Genomic DNA, 16,826 nt, shown 5'->3' with positions numbered 1-16,826 from the left:
TATGTTTAATGATTACTATGGAAAATATAAGAATCTATTGCGCTTGGATGAAAGAGAAAATGTTTCTACAAACTTAGTCATATCTGAAAATAAACAATTTTTTAATGATAGTTTTAACGATTCACTCTTTTATCAAATTGTTTTAATCAATGATGTTGAATTTGAAGCAATTGTTAAACAAGAAAAAAAGAGTGAAGATAAAAAATTAGTACTTCGCCCAGATACAGAAATTAGTGTTGGTTCAGTGGTCAGTGTTAATAATTCATCATACTTAGCTATTGATTTTCTTAATGAAGGAATCAATGAGATTTATCCAACTGCCACATTAAAGTTATGCAACTCAATCTTCCCTATACCAGGTGAAATAACAAAAGTCTTAATTGGCACTGATCCTAAAACCGGTAGGCCTATTTATGATGAACAAGTTACTTATACAAGTGAACCTTGCATTGTTGAATCTCAATATTCTAAATCAAGTGAAGTAAATCAATTCAAAGTTCCTGAAGGCACATTGGTTATTTCCATGAAGTATCAAACTTCTGAAAAACTTAAGATTGATTATGAGTTTGAAATGTATGGAAGTAAATACAAAGTTGCTAATTTTGATTATACAGGTGTTATAGGTGAAAAAGGGATTATGAAAATTATAGCTGAGAAGGTGGTGTGATAAATGGGAATGTATGAAAATGTAAATGATATAGTTAAAAAGTTTTATCATGATGATCATTTATTGCGACTCCTCTACTACCCTCCCACCAATTATTCAACAATTTTAGACCCTTTAGATCCTTCTCTTGAAAATGTCATTGATATTGATGAAGAATGGTCTATTAGAGATGAAAGAATTTTACTAGTTCCTAAGACTAATGATCTTGAAGACAATCCTTTATGTAGAGTTTACCTATATGCAGGAAGAAGAACACCTACTGGAAATTACCAGGTTGCCAAACAAGAAATTATAGTTGATATCGTTTGCCACAGTGATTTCGAAAAAGATTTAAGATCCATGAGAATCAGTGACAGAATCAATGAACTACTTTTCAATGAAAGAATAACAGGTGTAGGTAAAATCGATTACGTTGGCGGAGGTCAGATTTCCGTTCCTAGTAATTATGTAGGCTATTCACATAGGTATGTCTTTGGGAGTACCAAATCATGAAAAATAATCCTGAGTTCTATATCTTAGGTGAACCGATTGAAACTGAAATAGGTAAATGTGAGTTTATTAAAGTTAAAGACTTCCCTGATTATTTTCAAGAGCTACAATTTATGTCAATGAGTAAGGAAGAAATTGCTTATCAATATTCCAAGTTAAATAAAAAAGGTGAAATAGATGAACTTATTCAACGGATAAAAAGTTGTACGTCTATTTACGAAGTGGTAACAAATATTGATGAACTATTTGAGCTCTCACAGGCATATATGAAAGTGTTTTTAAGAGTATTTGAAGAGGAGTCAATTTCTAAAATTACAAAAGAAAACTTTGACGAACTTAGAAAACTTATCTTAACAATGAATTGTCAAAAAGAAGACAAAATAAATCCAAATCCTGAAATTCAACGTGCTCTGGAAAGAAGTCGTAGAGTTAAGCAACAAGAATCTGAGAATCTAACATTCTCTGATATTGTGACAAGCATTGTCGGATTCAATGGGTTAACCTATGAAAACATTAAAGAAATGACAGTGTATCAACTCTATATGACTTTTTATCGGATAGCTCAAATTAAAGGATATGACACTTCTACCCTTTTTGCAACTGTTGCAACTGAAAAGATAAATATTGAAAGTTGGAGCAAGCACATAGAGATGTTTGAAGAAGAAAAACATACCATTTCTCATGAGACGTTTAAGAGAACTACAGGAAAAGTTGTAAGCGAATAGGTATTCTATTCTTTATTTTATAATTATATAGGAGGAATTTTTTAATGAAACTTTTAGTTATTGATACTGCTGACGTAGTAATGAAAAGAAAAAGAGATGGTCATATTTTCATTACAGCCGAGGCGCAGTTGAGCTCAATTAGTGGCACACTCGGAATAAATGAAAAAATTTATGGCGGTCTAGGAAATAAACCCCTCGCAATTATGAAATCTCAAAAAGAGGTAACATCTACTCTTCGTAATGCATTCTACGATCAAGAATTCCTTGCTTTAACTCAAGGTGTTGCTATCGAAGAAGATGGTTCTGCTACAGTTTACAAAACTGAAAAAGGTTTAACTGTTGCTGACAATGCTGGTGTATTAGAAATTACAATTAGCGATACTTCTGTAACGACTGTTCATGTTCGTAATGCGAAGGGTGCAGTAGAATCTGCAACTGCTGCTTCAGGTAAAGTTACTGTTCCAACTGGTCATGCTGTTGCTGGAGAACTTGTTTCTGCAACTTACCAAAAGTCTGTAACTGGTGATATCGTTGAATTAGACTCAGAGAAATTTGCAGAAGCATTCACACTTGAGTACCACACCCTTGCCTACGATCCGGACACAAACGCTGTCATCAAAGACATTTACATTCAATTAGACCACGTTGTTCCAATGGATGAGTTTGAATTGTCATTAGAAAACGGTACAGCAGTAGCTCCTGAAGTAAACTTTGAGTGTCTTGCTGCACCAAACTCAACAAGTATTGGTCGTATCATCGAAGTAGACAGAGTGTAATAAAGATAAATTAATCATAAGAGTAGGGTTTATTCCCTGCTCTATTTTTTTAACTTAATAAAATTCTGATTTTAATCAAATATTTAATCAAGATATAGGTATATAAATAAATTATACATCTATATGTTGTGTTAAAAGGATACAAAAGGAGGAAATAAAATGACTAAAAAATTATCCATTTCAAAATTAAAAGATGAGGCAAAGGTATTCGATGAGTTCGTTGAAATTGATGTTGATGTAAATGGTGAAGAATACACTGTTAAAATGTATCCATATTTTAAGCCTGAAAAAATTCGTGATTTAGTTAATGAATTGACAGAGTTTTTCCAGAAAGCAAAAGAAGAAAAATTAGAGATTCCTAAAATTGAAGAAGACGATTTAATTGCGTTTTTTATTTGCAAGCATTTCACAGATATCAAATTTACAACAAGCAAAAAAGTGAAGAAAATCTATGAAGAATTTAAATTACTAATCAACTCTTCCCTATTTAAAGTTTTATCAAAATCATTTCCGCAAGAATCTGTAGCACAAGTATTTGATCGTATTTTTGAAATTATAGAGACAAATGCAGTTCTTGAAAATAAATTCAAACAAACTCAAGAGATAATCAAGAATCTTCCTCTTGAAAATAAAGATGTCTTATTCAAGCAAAATAAACAAATTCCAGAAGTGTAATGGAGTTGAATAAAGTTGGCTGCTAAAAATATAAAGGAATTAGCAAAAGAAATTGAAAAGTTGGCTGCTAAGGCTATGCAGAAACAGAATAGTAATGTTAAGCAAGTTTCAGTTAAATCAGCAAGAGATAAAACTGAGTCTGAAATCTATTCATACGAACCTAAACAATATGATCGTACTGGTAAATTAAGAGATTCATGGGTTGCTAATGATACTACAAATGGAATTGTTGTCGAAAATACTTACGAGGATAATAACAAAGATATTTTAGAAGTAGTTGAAACGGCAATTGGATACGATTATACAGGCTATGGATATGAATACGAAAAACCTAGACCTGTTGTAAAGCCTACTGTAGATGACTTAAAAGATGGTCGTTTATCAGATGCTTTAGAGAAAGACTTAAATTCAATAGGAATAAAGACAAAATAAATAAAATTAAATTTATGCATAGATTTAATAATCTATAAAAGCAGGAAGCATGACTGATCAGCATGTGACACTCCCTACCTTTCTGGAGTACCTGCTTTTTTATTTTTTTTAAAAGAAAGGATTAATGAAAGACGTGGTAATAGTGTGTGAATCATTTTATCATTGGGAAACTAACGAATCAACAGGATATAGAAAGTTAGTTTTACATATTGACAATAAAATAGAAAATGAGAAAGATAAATTTAATGATTGGAATGGAATTTATAAAACTTGTAGTAAATGTAAAGAAATCTTACCTGCATGTACCTATTTCTTCTGTTCAGGCAGTGGTAATAAAGATAATCTACATAGTTACTGTAAGATATGTGAAAATGCCAAAGCTTATGGATGGGGAAGAAATTATAATAATGAGTTGAACTTAGAAGGAAAACACTACTGTTCAAAGTGCGATAGAATCCTAGCATTAAACATATTGTACTTTTCTAAATCGAATGGAAAAAACAATAAGACTGGTTTTCTAAGTAATTGTAAAGAATGTAACGGTGGTAAATTCGGAATTTATAAAATAAACGGCAACACTAGTATATCAATAGAGAGTAATTATAAAGTTTGTACAAAATGTTTATACGAATTACCTAGTACAGATGAATACTTTTTTAAGAACACTAATAGGGAAAATGGAACTAGTATATGTAAAAAATGCAAGGGTTTTGATTATGGAATCCATAGAACAAATAGAGTGCTAAAAATTGATGGAGAAAAATATTGTCATCAGTGTGAAAATTATGTTGTTGAAAACGATTTTAACAATAGAACTTGTTGCTGTAAAAAATGTGCAAAAAAGAAAAGAAAATTATATCATAATCGACCAGAAATTAAAGAAAGCAAAAAGGTTTTTACACAAAAAAGACGAGCAAAGAAGAAAGAGTTGATAAATGATTTAACTGTTGAAGAATACAGAGACACTTTGATGTTTTTCGAGAACTCTTGTGCTTACTGTGGATTACCTGAGTCTGAAAGCTATGTTTTGTATGATTGTGAATTACATCAGGAACATATAATTCCTATGAGTAAAAATGGTGGATACACCAAAAATAATATAATTCCAGCTTGTATGCCATGTAATAAATCAAAGAATACAAAATCACTAGAAGAATTTTATGATTTTAAAGACTCTTTTACAGAAGAAAGATATAGGAAAATTGTAGAGTTTGTTGATAGTAACACTTAAAAACAAAATAAATATAAGGTGGTGACAAAGTGAGTAATATTGAAAAGAATATGTTGCGTGAACGTGCACTAAGACTTCCTGAAGTAACTGATGAAATGTGGAATAAAGTTGATGACGAACATCGTCAATTGGTTTCTGAATTTCTAGAAGTAAACTCCTTCAGAGAAAAATCAAGAAAACAGTATAACTCCTCCCTTCGACAATTCTTTTGGTGGGTTCAAACGAGTCTCAATGGAAAGAAATTATATAAAATTACTAAGCGTGATTTTCTTCGTTATATAAGTTTCTTAAAGAATCGCAATATGTCATCAAGTGGAATTGCTCTTAAGAAAGCAGCAGTTTCAAGTTTGAATAATTATATTGAAAATGTAGTAGCTGAAGACGATAAAAATTATGAAAAATTCAGAAACTTCACTCGTGGTCTCCCTGCTATTCCTAAAACGCAAACATATGAAAAAGTAAAAATAACATTTGAAGAATTCCAGGAAATGATGAAAGTTCTTGAATCAGATGAGAATTATCTTGGAATGGCTTGGTTGGCAACTGCTTTTTATGTAGGTGCTAGAAGAGCTGAAATAATTAAATTTAAATCTGAAATACTTAACTACGATGTTCCCGAAGGTCAAAACTATGTATTAAGTCATGTCATTATGGGAAAAGGTCGTGGAGAAGGTAAAAGCCTTCAGTATATGATCCCTCTTGAAGTATTGGACTATTGGAAACTTTAGATAGAAAAACGTGACTACGATCATGAATTCATATTCACATCCACATACGGTAAAGAACCTAAACAAATCAGTGAATCATGGGCTGATTATTTTTGTTCTGATGTGCTGTCAGATATTTTAGGAAGACGTATTAACCCTCATATTTTCAAAGCATCTGCAATTACATATTTACTTGAGGTTAAAAAGATCCCAATAGAATTAGTTTCTAAGTTTGTTGCCCAACACGAAGATGTATCAACTACTATGAAGCATTATGACCTTAGAACATTTGAAGAAGAAAAGAATACAATCTTTGGTTAAATTTAAGGGAGATATCCCCTTATCTCCCCTGCTCTCTTCATAAACAGAAAAAAGCCACTCATATTATGAATGACTTCTTTGTGTTTATGAATCGGTTACTCCCCTATTTTACGGTTAGCGCTTTTTTGCTCTAAAAGTAACTCTACTGCTTGATCTAAAAGTTTAGAAATTGGAACTTGTGTTTCATCTGATAATTTCTTTAATTTATCTTTAAGATTATTATCCAATGTGCTGCTAAATTGTGATCTATTTTTTAAACTCATTTAATCTCTCCTTGTACATTAATGAACGTTCAATAACTTTCTAAAATAAATTTACCATTATATTAAGTATTATTCAATAGTTGAGAAATAAAAAACCGAAAATTATTCATTAACCTTATTGACAGTTCATGAACCTTCATGTAGTATGTAATTAGAAACAAATTACAATTACATATTCGAGGAGATGGTTAATATGAGGAATGAAGTATACGGTGAGGCTAAACTTGACATCAGTGTTCCAGTAGAGAGTTATAACGACTTAGGAATATTGGAGGCTAATTACAAGTTAGATGTAGATCGGATAGTCTTTGCAGAACTACGTGTTACAGATATCAACGGTGCAATACATAACGTGCGAGTACATAACATTGAAACTGATTTACATAGATTTTTTGATGAATAGGATTATAGATTAAGTGTTCGGTAGACTGGCAGATGATGCAATGGATTAGCTACCCATGAAGAAAGTAGAAGTATTCACCTCCCTACTACTTCATCTGCCTTATAACAAATTAGGGAGAATTGGAGTAATAAAACAACGAGGTGATTTGAGAATGATCGTACCTAATCAGAAAGTTAAGGTTAAATGGGTTAAAAAGTCAAGAAATCATTATGAAAATAAAGGATACATATTTACAAAGTGGTATGAAGAATTTACAGTTCATGTTGATCATTTAAGTGAAGGAGCTAATTCTTTAGTAAAGTGTAACTGCGATAATATCGAATGTAGTGAAGTATTTTTTCGTAAATATTGTAATGTAATTAAAGCATATGGAAAAACTTTTTGCACAAAAAAATGTAAAGATTTAATTGCAAAAAGACAGATATATACAAATGAAGATTTAATTAATGAATTTTGGAGATTCTATTATGAAAATAAAAGATATCCGAATTCAACAGATTTTAGGAACGATCCCTCCTATCCAAATCCATCAACTATCAACAGAAGAATTGGTACTTGGGATGATTATCTAAAAGAAGTTGGAGTCGTAGATAAAAACACAACAGATGGATGGTATATACACGATGAAGCAATCATAAGGAAATATTATCCAGATGACAAAATTGATATTATAATGAATAAATTAATGGTAAAAAGAGAAAAAGATACGATACGTGCAAAAGCTAGTGACATGGGATTGAGAGTGAAACACGAAATACGATATAAGCCAAAATACAACAATGAAGAAACAAGGCTTTACTTAATATCTTTTGCAAAAGATTTTTACAATAAAAAAGGACGATCTCCTTATAGATTTGAGTTAGGACTTCCAAGAAATGCAATAGAGCAGAATTGGCTATCATATAATGATTTTTTAATAGAATGTGAACTTCCTATTTTCAGAAGAGAAGTTGAATTAAAAAATAAAGAGGACGGTATAATTTTTCTTCGAGAATTAAAAAAAGAATTAGGAAGAAACCCTTATATAAGTGATGTTGATAAACGTGGGGTTAATAAAAACTGGTTCAGAAAAATTTTTGGATCATACAGGCAAGCACTTTTTGATGCAGGTCTTATTGCTCTGGATGAACTTAATGAACAGTTAAAATTAGACAATAGTATTGAATACTTCAAAGAAATGTACTCCTCTACGGGCAAAGTTCCTAAATTTCATGAATATAAAATATACGCTGCTGAAAATAAACTATTTTCTCCAAGTACTTTTATAGAAAAATTAAATGTATCGTCATATACAGAGTTATGTAGGAAACTAATTGGTGAGTCAAATGTTCTTGAATACGATAAAAATGAAATGATTGAAGAATTAATCAGCTTAAAAGAAAAATTAGGAAGAGTACCAATGGGTAAAGAATTATCTGAAAATGGCTTACCTTCCTTCTACGTTTATAAATATGTGTTTAATAAAAGGTATTTTAATGATGTTATTCGTGATTTAGGATGGGAACCATCTGGTCAAGATTCACTGTATAAATCAGATGAAGAACTTCTTGAAGACTATCAAAATCTTTATGAAAAACTTGGAAGAATTCCTCTGAGAGATGATATAGATGAAGAAGATTCAATGTGCCATTCAGGTACATATATTTCTCGTTTTGAAAGTATATCCAATGTATGTGAAATTCTAGATTTGAATTATAATGAATTAATTGCAGAATCTTTTATGGGAAGTGGAACTTCTTGTTTTGACAAAAATGGTGATATTTGTAGATCAATCCCAGAAATGAAAATAACAAATTTACTAATTGAAAATTGCATAAAATATATTAAAGAATATCCATATGGAAATGTAACTAATAATTTAAATGACAAAAGAAGATTTGATTGGTATTTGCCAGAACTGAATATTTATATTGAGTATTTTGGACTTTTTGATAAAAATAGAATAGATAGTGAGTGTAGAAATGGAGTATATGCAAGAAAAGCATTTAAGAAAATAGATGATTGTAAAAACTTAGGGATTAAATTAATTGATTTATATCCGAAAGATAATAAATCTAATTTTAAAAACCTAATAAATAAAATAATCATAAATGATGAACAGTCAGTAATTTGAGCATATTCCCACCTCTTGGTAAATATGTTATAATATAACTAAAAATACCACGAGGTGTTTGTAATGATTAAAAAATTAATATCCCCCCTCCTCTTATTCTTATTATTTCTTATGGGTTGCCAGAGTCAATCAACAACTGAAAATAAAATAGTCAGTGAAGAACAATTATTAAACGAAGCTAAAGAAGTTTACGAGGCCATTAAGAATAATGATGAATCAGCTTTAGACATGGCTTCTGAGTTTTCTAATTCATACATTGAGACAGATGATTATGATGCATATGACCATTTGTTAGTTGACATGGATAAGTTAATAAATAGTTATAAATTTTATCATGTTGCACTAGGATTAGATGAAACCAAAGATGCCGAAGAATTAAAAGCAAGAATGAATACTGCCCTCTCTTCCCTTGAAGAAAAATTTAATAAATAAAATCAACCTTTAATGAGTGTCTTATTTAGACGCTCTTTTTTTATGCGAAATTATAGAAAGGAGTGTCTAAATGGCAGATAATAGTTTGAAGATCCTTATACAAGGACAATTGGATGAAAGAGAAACAATCAAATCAATTAATAAACAGTTGCAAGTAATAGGAAAAGATCTAAAAGTTAGTATTGGTGTAAATAATAATGAATTAGATACTCTTGCTAAAAAGGTTGGTAAATTACAGGAGCAAATTAACAAATCAAATGTCAGCATTTTTGGTGATAAAGATACAACAAAGATAAAGCAATTAGAAAAAGATTTCAATAAAATATTGAGCGACTCAAGAAAATTAGGGGAAGTTTCTTTTAATAAAACATTTGACCCTCTTACAGATCAACTCGCCAAGTTTAATTTGACTATTAAAAAGACAGATGGAACCATAGAGAGATTAAAGTATGAATTAGCTGAACTAGCAGGTATCAAAGGACTAGATAATTTATTCTATATGAAGGATAAAAGTCTAGTTGATAATTCTTCAACAGTAAATTCACTAAGAGAAAAACAACTTCAAAATGAGCAAAAAATCAATCAACAAATTGAAGACCGCAGGAAGAAACAAGCAAAAGAAATTTCTGATTTAGAACATACAATTAAACTTTATCAAGAAAGAGCAGAAATCCAAGCTCAAGGATTGGTAAGTCGATATAAAAATAATATTGATAATCCTTCTTTAGAACAGTATTTGAAAGATATTAAAGAAATATCATCTGAAACTCCTGATGCAAGAAAAAAGATGGAAGAATTATCTTTGGCATATAAGAAAATAGCTACAAACGCTAGAATTGCTTCAAAAGATTCAATCGATTTCGGTGACGCTTTGAACCAAGCATTTACAAAATTTCCTATTTGGATGATAGCTAGTACGGCCTTTTTTGCCCCATTACAAATGCTAAATTCTTTTGTAGATACATTGTACTTATTGGATGAAAGATTAACCTCAATTGCCAAAGTTTCGGATGAAGGTACAAATCTTAGCCAAATTTTTGACAATGCAAACGAAAGCGCAAATCGCTTTGGTCAAACTATCGAAAACAGTCTAAAAAGCCTTGAAGAAATTATCAAGCTCGGCCTACCTGCTGCTGATGCCGAGCAGATAAATCAAGATGCTATGTTGCTCGGTACTGTTGGGGAGTTCGAATCAAGCGCTGAAGCTGGACGTGCCTTGGTGGCTGTATACCGTCAGTATAAAATGGAAATAGAAGATGTGTCAAAAGTTGTCGATTCTTGGAACGAATTAAGTAATAAATCGGGGGTCGAAACTACAGATTTAGCTAATGCACTTTCTAAGTCCTCTTCTGCTGCTAATACTGCCGGAGTTTCCTTTGACCAATTGAACGCTTTAGCAGCGACAGTTGGAGAGACTATGCGTATCAGTGGTTCAGAAACTGGGAATTTCCTAAAAACTTTAAGTACGAGATATTTACGTAGCGATACACAAAGTATAATTGAATCACTAGGTGTTTCAACAAAAGATTCTGAAGGTGAACTTAGATCACTTTTTGACGTATTAACCGACTTAGGGAAAGTTTATAATAACTTCACTTCAGCACAGAAGAATCAAGTGAACGAAGCCCTCGGTGGAGTTTACCATATAAACAAAGTGGCAGTCGCCCTCGAACAGACTGATAGGATTTATCAGAATCTTGAGAGCAGTATCAATAGCTACGGCAGTGCCACAAAGGAATTAGAAACTTTCCAAGGAAGTCTTCGTTTTCAGACTAATCAGATGTTGAATAGTTTCAGCGAGTTAGTTCATGTTATAGGTGAAAGTGGTGCTCAAGATGCTTTATTAGCCCTTATCGAAGGCGTAACATTCATGACTAATGGGTTTACAGAACTAACAGATGCTACAGATGGATGGAATTTAAAACTTCCTATTCTAATTGGATTAGTTTGGGGCGGAGTTAAAGCATTTGGAGCTCTAAGAGTTGCAATCACAGGTGTGAAATCAGCATTTGGTATCTTTAGTATTGCACTTGTTGCCCTTGAAACTATCGGTTCACTCTTCATGTCTACCGCAAATGCTTCAGAAGTAAATACGCAAGCCCTTACTGAAACTGCACAAAAAACAAAGGATCAAACCACTGAGCTAGAAAGATTAATTGCCAAATATGAAGAATTGTCTCCACAGGCTCAAGCAAGCAAGGAAAAACAAGAAGAATTACATGGTGTTCTTGAGCAAATTCAAAGTCTCGCCCCTCACTTAATTGAATCTACAGGTAAATATGGAGACACTCTTGACTTAAACAAAGAAAAGGCTAGTCAATATATACAGTCACTTAAAGAAATGACTAAGGAGCAATTACTTCAAGCTCAAACGGCAAATTCAATAGAACTAAGCACCGTTAACGTTGATATTGATGAGCAACAAAAGAAATTGGATAATATGCAAGATGGCGTTAGAGAGACTTTCGATAAAATCCAATCATACTGGGATAAATATTCAGTTAAGGGGCTAAAAGATGCTGAAGATGAATACTTAAAACGTATCGAAGATATGCAAGATAAGGCATCGGAAGCAATGACTGATGGAGACATTGGATTAGCAAGTAGTCTTAATTTACAAGTTGAAGAGGCCGCGAAAGAATTTAGAGAATACGCAATGCTGATGAACGATAATAAAGGTGAGCTAGATGAATACTCAAAAGCTCACAACAAACTTCTTGAATTAGAAGGCAAAAAAGACGGTATTGAGCAACGTTCACAAGCATTGGAAGAAATGATAAATGGCACTAAAGAAAGCGCTCAAGCTAATAAAGAAAACGCAGATGCCACCCAACAAGTAGAATCGGCACTAGCAGGATATAATGACGAAGCATCGGCAGGTGAATCTGCTCAAGATGAATTAAATAAACGTATACAAGATGCTAAAGATAATTTCACTGAATTAGCATTAATTGTGGCTGAATTAACTAAAGCAAAACAGTACGATCAAGCAGTTTCACTCGCTACTAATGAAGCCTATTCTGCACTTGCCGATGAGTTAACTCCTATCAACGAGTTAATGGAAAAGATGGCTGAAGGTAAAGAAATCTCAGCAGCAGAAGCTATGGAGTTAATTCAATCCGAAGAAGAATTGGCAGATGCAATAAAGATAGAAAACGGTATGATTTCCATCAACGAAAAAGCTGTAATTGACCTACGTGACGCTAAAGTTAGATCATATGAAGATATGCAAAAGTCAGTTCAGCAAGAAGCTCTTAATACTGCTAATGCGACTATTGCTAAATTAAGAAACTATGGATTAGAGATTCAAGGTATACAAAGTTTACAAGATGCTAAAAAACGTTTAGCCGAAATTGATGAGCAAGCAGCTCTTGTTTCTGGAATGTGGCAAGCGCCTGAAATAGACCAGTCAAGACAACAAATTAGAGACGTAATTGATTTATATGAAAATATCGAAGCTTTATCTGGAATGGCTTCAACAGGTTTAACTCAAGTCGGCACATCTATGGAAAGTGCTTCAAAAGCAACAGACAAAAACGCATACGTTTCTGATAAATATAAACTTAGATTAGAACAAATCAATGTACAAATTGCTCAACTTAACTCAACTAAATCTAGATACGCACAACATTCTCGTCAATACCGTAATGCGTTAGAAAGAGAAATCAAGCTCCTTAAGGAGCAATCTAGTATTTACCAACAACAACAAAAAGATTTAAAGAGTCAGATTTCTTCAGGTAACTATACAACGTCCGGTAGCTCTGCTTCTTCCACTTCTTCATACACTTCTTCAAGTGGAAGTTATGGTGGTAAATATGCGTCTTACATTAATCAAGCTGCTCAGAAATATGGAGTAAATCCATTTTTAATCGCTGCTATTATCCAACAAGAGTCTAACTTTAACGCTAGTGCAGTATCTTCTGCCGGAGCACGTGGTTTAATGCAATTAATGCCTGGTACTGCAAGAGAATTAGGTGTAACTAATTCTTTCGACCCATATCAGAATATCATGGGTGGAACAAAATATATTGCTCAACAATTAAAAGCGTTCGGAAATGATATTCAAAAAGCGTTAGCTGCCTATAATGCCGGTGCCGGAAACGTTAGAAAATATGGTGGAATTCCTCCATTTAAAGAAACGCAAAACTATGTAAATAAAGTATTAGCGAACTTTAACAAATTATCTGGTTCTGCTACTAATATTGCAACAACTTTCTCCAATGCTTCCAAAAGTGTTGCTGACTATTATAAAAGTAATTTCCGTGTTACATCTAAATTTGGTCAGCAAGAAGGATTCCGTTCATCTCCACATAAAGGATTAGATTTAGCAAACGGTAAACAAGGAGATCCAGTTAAGTCTTTACGTAGTGGTAAGGTTATCACTGCTGCTTACAGTAAATCTGCCGGATATTGGGTAGTTGTTCAACAAGATGATGGTACTGTTGCTAAATATATGCATTTGCAAAAAGGCTTGGATGTTAAAGCAGGTCAAACTGTTTCTGCCGGTCAAAAATTAGGAGAAGTTGGGAATACAGGTCGTTCAACAGGCGCTCACCTTCATCTTCAAATTGAGCAAAATGGTAAAGCAATCGATCCACAGAAATATATGAATGGATTAAGTTCAACAACTTCTGGACTAGTTTCCAACTTAGAAGCTGCTGATAATGCTCAAATGGAGTTAATGCAAGGTCAACAAGCAATTGCACAAATTAACGATCAAATCCAACAATTGTACGGTGAAATTGTTAACTCTAGAATTGCTGAATACCAACGTGAACGTGACCTATTAAATGATAATATAGCTGTTTATGAACGTGGTATGTCTATATACATTCAAGGTTCAAAAGACTGGCAAACCATGCAGCAACAAAGAGAAAAAATGATGGGCAAACAAATGGTGCTTTATACTGAAGAAATTGGATATATCAAGCAACAAATGAAGTATAATAGCAACCTGTCTGCTGAACAAAAGGCAAACTTAGTCGACCAATTAACTGCTGCAAATGAAGCATATTACCGTATGCGTATTGAGTTCCAAGAGTTACAAATGGAAATCATTAATGGGACTGTAGCGTTGTATCAACGTGAACGTTCTTTACTTGAAGATAATATTTCCGCATATGAGCGTGGATTGTCTATCTATGCAGAAGGCTCCGCACAATGGTTAAAAATGAATGATGACCGACAAAAAGCAATGGGTAAACAGATGGTCTTCTATACAAAAGAAATTGCGTATATGAAGCAACAACTATCAATGAATAAAAGTTTATCCAAGCAACAACGTGCAGATTTAACCGATATGATAACTGAAGCTAATGAGGCCTACTACCAACTAAGAATGACATTCCAAAGTCAGCAAATGGATCATATTGATGCTGTAATTAATAGATATCAACGTGAACAAGATATGCTCAATGACAATCTTGCAATCTTAGAACATACTGCTTCTAGAGAAGAAGAGTTGTCTAAAGAGTGGATTGAAGACATGGATCAACGTCAAAAATTGTTGGAGCAGCAAAAGAATTCTCAGTGGATTCTTCTTCAATATTTAGAAAATCAACTGAAAACCAACAAATCATTGACTGCTGAACAACGTGAACAACTTCAACAAAAGATTACTGAAGCAGCAATTCAATACAATTCTTTACGTTCACAGTATGATAGCCTAAGTGATGAGTTTTTATCTGCTCAAGAGTCATTGGCTGACCAAGTTGTAGAACTTTATAAAGAAGCATATGAACAACAACGTGATTCTGCTCTAAAAGCTATTGACGATGAGCAGGAGGCATTCGAGAAAGCACATAATGAAAAGTTAAAAATGCTCAGAGAAGAACGTGAAGAGGATAACTATGAGAAGGATTTAGCAGATAGACAAGAAGAGATTACTAAATTACAAGAACAGCTAAACTCTTTCTCAATGGATGACTCTGTTTCAGGCCGAGCAAGAGCAGATGAAATTAGGAAAGAGTTAGAACAAGCACAAGAAGAACTTCAAGAATTCCTAACTGACCGTGAATATTCTGAACGTGAAAAAGCCTTAGAGGAACAAGCGCAGCAAAAACAAGAAGCATTTGATGATGAACGTGAACGCTTGAATAAACACTATGACAACTTACTGAATGATGAAGCAAGATTCCAAGAAATCAGACAACAAGTTATCATTGGTAACATTCAAGGCTTATCAAATGAATTAATGAATTTTGCTCACTTGGCTAGACAGAATATGGAACATATCGGTGAGTCAATTACTAATACCTTCATTGACAGTATTTCTGAAGTAAGAAATAAACTCAAAGAATTCTCAGGAGAATTTCAACAAAGAGCAATTATTAGAAATTCCACTTCCCTATTCAAAGGCACTAATGAAGGCAATCTTAAGTACGTTAGAAACATGAAAGAAGGAGAAAACTTTGAGATTACCGGCTATTCAGAAATGAATGGTGGTATGTATCGTCTAGGCCATGCTGAATCTAACTTGTGGGTAAGCGCCAGTGATGTTGATTTAAGGTTTCTAAAAAGATTCAACGTTGGTGGATACACTGGAAATAGCGAAGGTTTGGCATATCTTGATAAGCAGGAAATTGTACTTGATAAAGACGATACTAAGAATTTCTTATCTGCTATTAAGTTGCTCAAGCCTATGGTTAATTTCCTTAAAAACCCTGTTTTACCGAAATTTAATCCATCTACTACTACCTCTTCTACTCCAAGTGTTTCACTTAATTTCGGTGACATTATTGTTCAAGGTGGCAAAGCAGGTGCAAATGAATTCTTTAACGTAGTTAACAATAAATTATCTAAGAGTGGAGTGAACATTAAACTATGATAGAGTCGTTACATTTTACATATGACGGTATTAAAAGTACGGATATGGGGATTATTCAAATCAATGTTGACTCTGGATTGTTTGATGAGCACTTCCTTCCAGAATCTTCAATTGTTGAAGAAAAAGTTCCAGGTAGAGATAAACCATACTTTATACGAAAAGAACGGGAGCCTATAACGCTTCCGTTTTCTATTTTATTTGAAAATGAATTAACTGACGAAGAAGCAAGAAAGATTGGTCGATGGTTGAATCAAGATTATTACAAACCTTTAATTTTCAGCACTCATCCACATAAAATTTTCTACGCTCAATACGTTGGAAGTGCAAGATTGCTACATAACGGATGTAAACAAGGTTATGCAAAACTTGAAATGAGATGTGATACCTCTCACCCCTACTCCCCTGTTTACACTGATTCATTTGATTTATCTACAAATCCAACAACTGGAACAATGATTAAATTAACCAATAATGGAGACTACGACATGTTCCCTATTATCGAGATTGAAAAAGTTGAAGATGGAGATATATCAATTATTAACACAAGTGATGGCGGAGAAGAATTCGAGCTGATAGGTCTAACTAACGGTGAATTAATTACGGTTGACTGTGAATATGAAGAAATCGAAACAGACATACCTGGTGTATTACGTTATGAAAATCATAATGATGTATTTTTATCACTTCCGAGGGGAATAAACCACCTGAAGGTTTTTGGAAAATGCAAATTAACATTCAAATATGAATATAAATTGATATAAATTAG

Annotated in this window: 13 protein-coding genes and 1 pseudogene; 13 read left to right on the top strand and 1 reads right to left on the bottom strand. The window is 32.9% G+C overall.

Going from position 1 to position 16,826, the window contains the following annotated elements:
- Position 1: 1 nt before the first annotated feature.
- The 8 genes and pseudogenes from Q1B07_RS02020 to Q1B07_RS01985 all read left to right on the top strand — a co-directional run bounded on the left by Q1B07_RS02020 (position 2) and on the right by Q1B07_RS01985 (position 6,023).
- Positions 2 to 667: a hypothetical protein gene (locus Q1B07_RS02020; RefSeq protein ID WP_299831225.1), complete on the top strand. Its 666-nt coding sequence runs from the start codon at positions 2 to 4 to the stop codon at positions 665 to 667.
- Between the two features lie 3 nt (positions 668 to 670).
- Positions 671 to 1,159, top strand: a complete 489-nt coding sequence (locus tag Q1B07_RS02015) for a hypothetical protein (protein ID WP_299831222.1) — start codon at positions 671 to 673, stop codon at positions 1,157 to 1,159.
- A complete protein-coding gene (locus Q1B07_RS02010; RefSeq protein WP_299831219.1) occupies positions 1,156 to 1,881 on the top strand; it encodes a hypothetical protein in 726 nt (241 codons plus the stop codon). The genes Q1B07_RS02015 and Q1B07_RS02010 overlap by 4 nt, the downstream gene beginning before the upstream one ends.
- A 128-nt stretch (positions 1,882 to 2,009) precedes the next feature.
- On the top strand, positions 2,010 to 2,657 hold the full coding sequence (locus tag Q1B07_RS02005; protein ID WP_299831216.1) for a hypothetical protein: 648 nt from the start codon (positions 2,010 to 2,012) through the stop codon (positions 2,655 to 2,657).
- A gap of 159 nt (positions 2,658 to 2,816) precedes the next feature.
- Complete coding sequence (locus tag Q1B07_RS02000) at positions 2,817 to 3,332, top strand: hypothetical protein (RefSeq protein WP_299831213.1); 516 nt, start codon at positions 2,817 to 2,819, stop codon at positions 3,330 to 3,332.
- Between the two features lie 15 nt (positions 3,333 to 3,347).
- Positions 3,348 to 3,764 carry an HK97 gp10 family phage protein gene (locus Q1B07_RS01995; RefSeq protein WP_299831211.1) on the top strand — a complete coding sequence of 139 codons (417 nt, stop codon included), beginning with the start codon at positions 3,348 to 3,350 and terminating at the stop codon, positions 3,762 to 3,764.
- Between the two features lie 124 nt (positions 3,765 to 3,888).
- The gene (locus Q1B07_RS01990) at positions 3,889 to 4,995 is read left to right on the top strand and encodes an HNH endonuclease (protein ID WP_299831208.1); all 1,107 of its coding nucleotides are present in this window, start codon (positions 3,889 to 3,891) and stop codon (positions 4,993 to 4,995) included.
- 50 nt (positions 4,996 to 5,045) lie between these two features.
- A pseudogene (locus tag Q1B07_RS01985) lies at positions 5,046 to 6,023 on the top strand (site-specific integrase).
- Between the two features lie 95 nt (positions 6,024 to 6,118).
- Here Q1B07_RS01985 and Q1B07_RS01980 read toward each other — a convergent pair.
- Entirely contained in the window at positions 6,119 to 6,286 is a 168-nt protein-coding gene (locus tag Q1B07_RS01980) for a ribbon-helix-helix domain-containing protein (protein WP_299831205.1), read from the bottom strand.
- Between the two features lie 193 nt (positions 6,287 to 6,479).
- Here Q1B07_RS01980 and Q1B07_RS01975 point away from each other — a divergent pair, with 193 nt between their 5' ends.
- From Q1B07_RS01975 to Q1B07_RS01955, 5 genes are all read left to right on the top strand, one after another.
- Positions 6,480 to 6,689 (top strand): hypothetical protein, encoded by a 210-nt coding sequence (locus Q1B07_RS01975; RefSeq protein ID WP_299831202.1) that lies wholly within the window; start codon positions 6,480 to 6,482, stop codon positions 6,687 to 6,689.
- A 55-nt stretch (positions 6,690 to 6,744) separates the two neighbouring features.
- Entirely contained in the window at positions 6,745 to 8,802 is a 2,058-nt protein-coding gene (locus tag Q1B07_RS01970; protein WP_299831199.1) for a hypothetical protein, read from the top strand.
- A 63-nt stretch (positions 8,803 to 8,865) separates the two neighbouring features.
- Positions 8,866 to 9,234, top strand: a complete 369-nt coding sequence (locus tag Q1B07_RS01965) for a hypothetical protein (RefSeq protein ID WP_299831196.1) — start codon at positions 8,866 to 8,868, stop codon at positions 9,232 to 9,234.
- A 70-nt stretch (positions 9,235 to 9,304) separates the two neighbouring features.
- Entirely contained in the window at positions 9,305 to 16,060 is a 6,756-nt protein-coding gene (locus tag Q1B07_RS01960; RefSeq protein WP_299831193.1) for a phage tail tape measure protein, read from the top strand.
- Entirely contained in the window at positions 16,057 to 16,821 is a 765-nt protein-coding gene (locus Q1B07_RS01955) for a phage tail domain-containing protein (protein ID WP_299831190.1), read from the top strand. Before Q1B07_RS01960 ends, Q1B07_RS01955 begins: the two co-directional genes overlap by 4 nt.
- The last annotated feature ends 5 nt before the right edge of the window (positions 16,822 to 16,826 follow it).

It is taken from the genome of uncultured Metabacillus sp., from assembly GCF_947503125.1.
Lineage (GTDB): Bacteria > Bacillota > Bacilli > Bacillales > Bacillaceae > Metabacillus.
The sequence above is the reverse complement of the archived record's forward strand: the minus strand, read 5'-3'. Positions and strand labels throughout refer to the sequence as shown.

Excerpts from the sequence above, each read along its gene's own strand:
- Q1B07_RS01965 (WP_299831196.1), top strand. The coding sequence starts at position 8,866 with ATGATTAAAAAATTAATATCCCCCCTCCTCTTATTCTTATTATTTCTT.
- Q1B07_RS02015 (WP_299831222.1), top strand. The coding sequence starts at position 671 with ATGGGAATGTATGAAAATGTAAATGATATAGTTAAAAAGTTTTATCAT.
- Q1B07_RS01955 (WP_299831190.1), top strand. The coding sequence starts at position 16,057 with ATGATAGAGTCGTTACATTTTACATATGACGGTATTAAAAGTACGGAT.
- Q1B07_RS02020 (WP_299831225.1), top strand. The coding sequence starts at position 2 with ATGTTTAATGATTACTATGGAAAATATAAGAATCTATTGCGCTTGGAT.
- Q1B07_RS01975 (WP_299831202.1), top strand. The coding sequence starts at position 6,480 with ATGAGGAATGAAGTATACGGTGAGGCTAAACTTGACATCAGTGTTCCA.
- Q1B07_RS02000 (WP_299831213.1), top strand. The coding sequence starts at position 2,817 with ATGACTAAAAAATTATCCATTTCAAAATTAAAAGATGAGGCAAAGGTA.
- Q1B07_RS02010 (WP_299831219.1), top strand. The coding sequence starts at position 1,156 with ATGAAAAATAATCCTGAGTTCTATATCTTAGGTGAACCGATTGAAACT.
- Q1B07_RS01970 (WP_299831199.1), top strand. The coding sequence starts at position 6,745 with ATGAAGAAAGTAGAAGTATTCACCTCCCTACTACTTCATCTGCCTTAT.
- Q1B07_RS01980 (WP_299831205.1), bottom strand. The coding sequence starts at position 6,286 with ATGAGTTTAAAAAATAGATCACAATTTAGCAGCACATTGGATAATAAT.
- Q1B07_RS01990 (WP_299831208.1), top strand. The coding sequence starts at position 3,889 with ATGAAAGACGTGGTAATAGTGTGTGAATCATTTTATCATTGGGAAACT.
- Q1B07_RS01960 (WP_299831193.1), top strand. The coding sequence starts at position 9,305 with ATGGCAGATAATAGTTTGAAGATCCTTATACAAGGACAATTGGATGAA.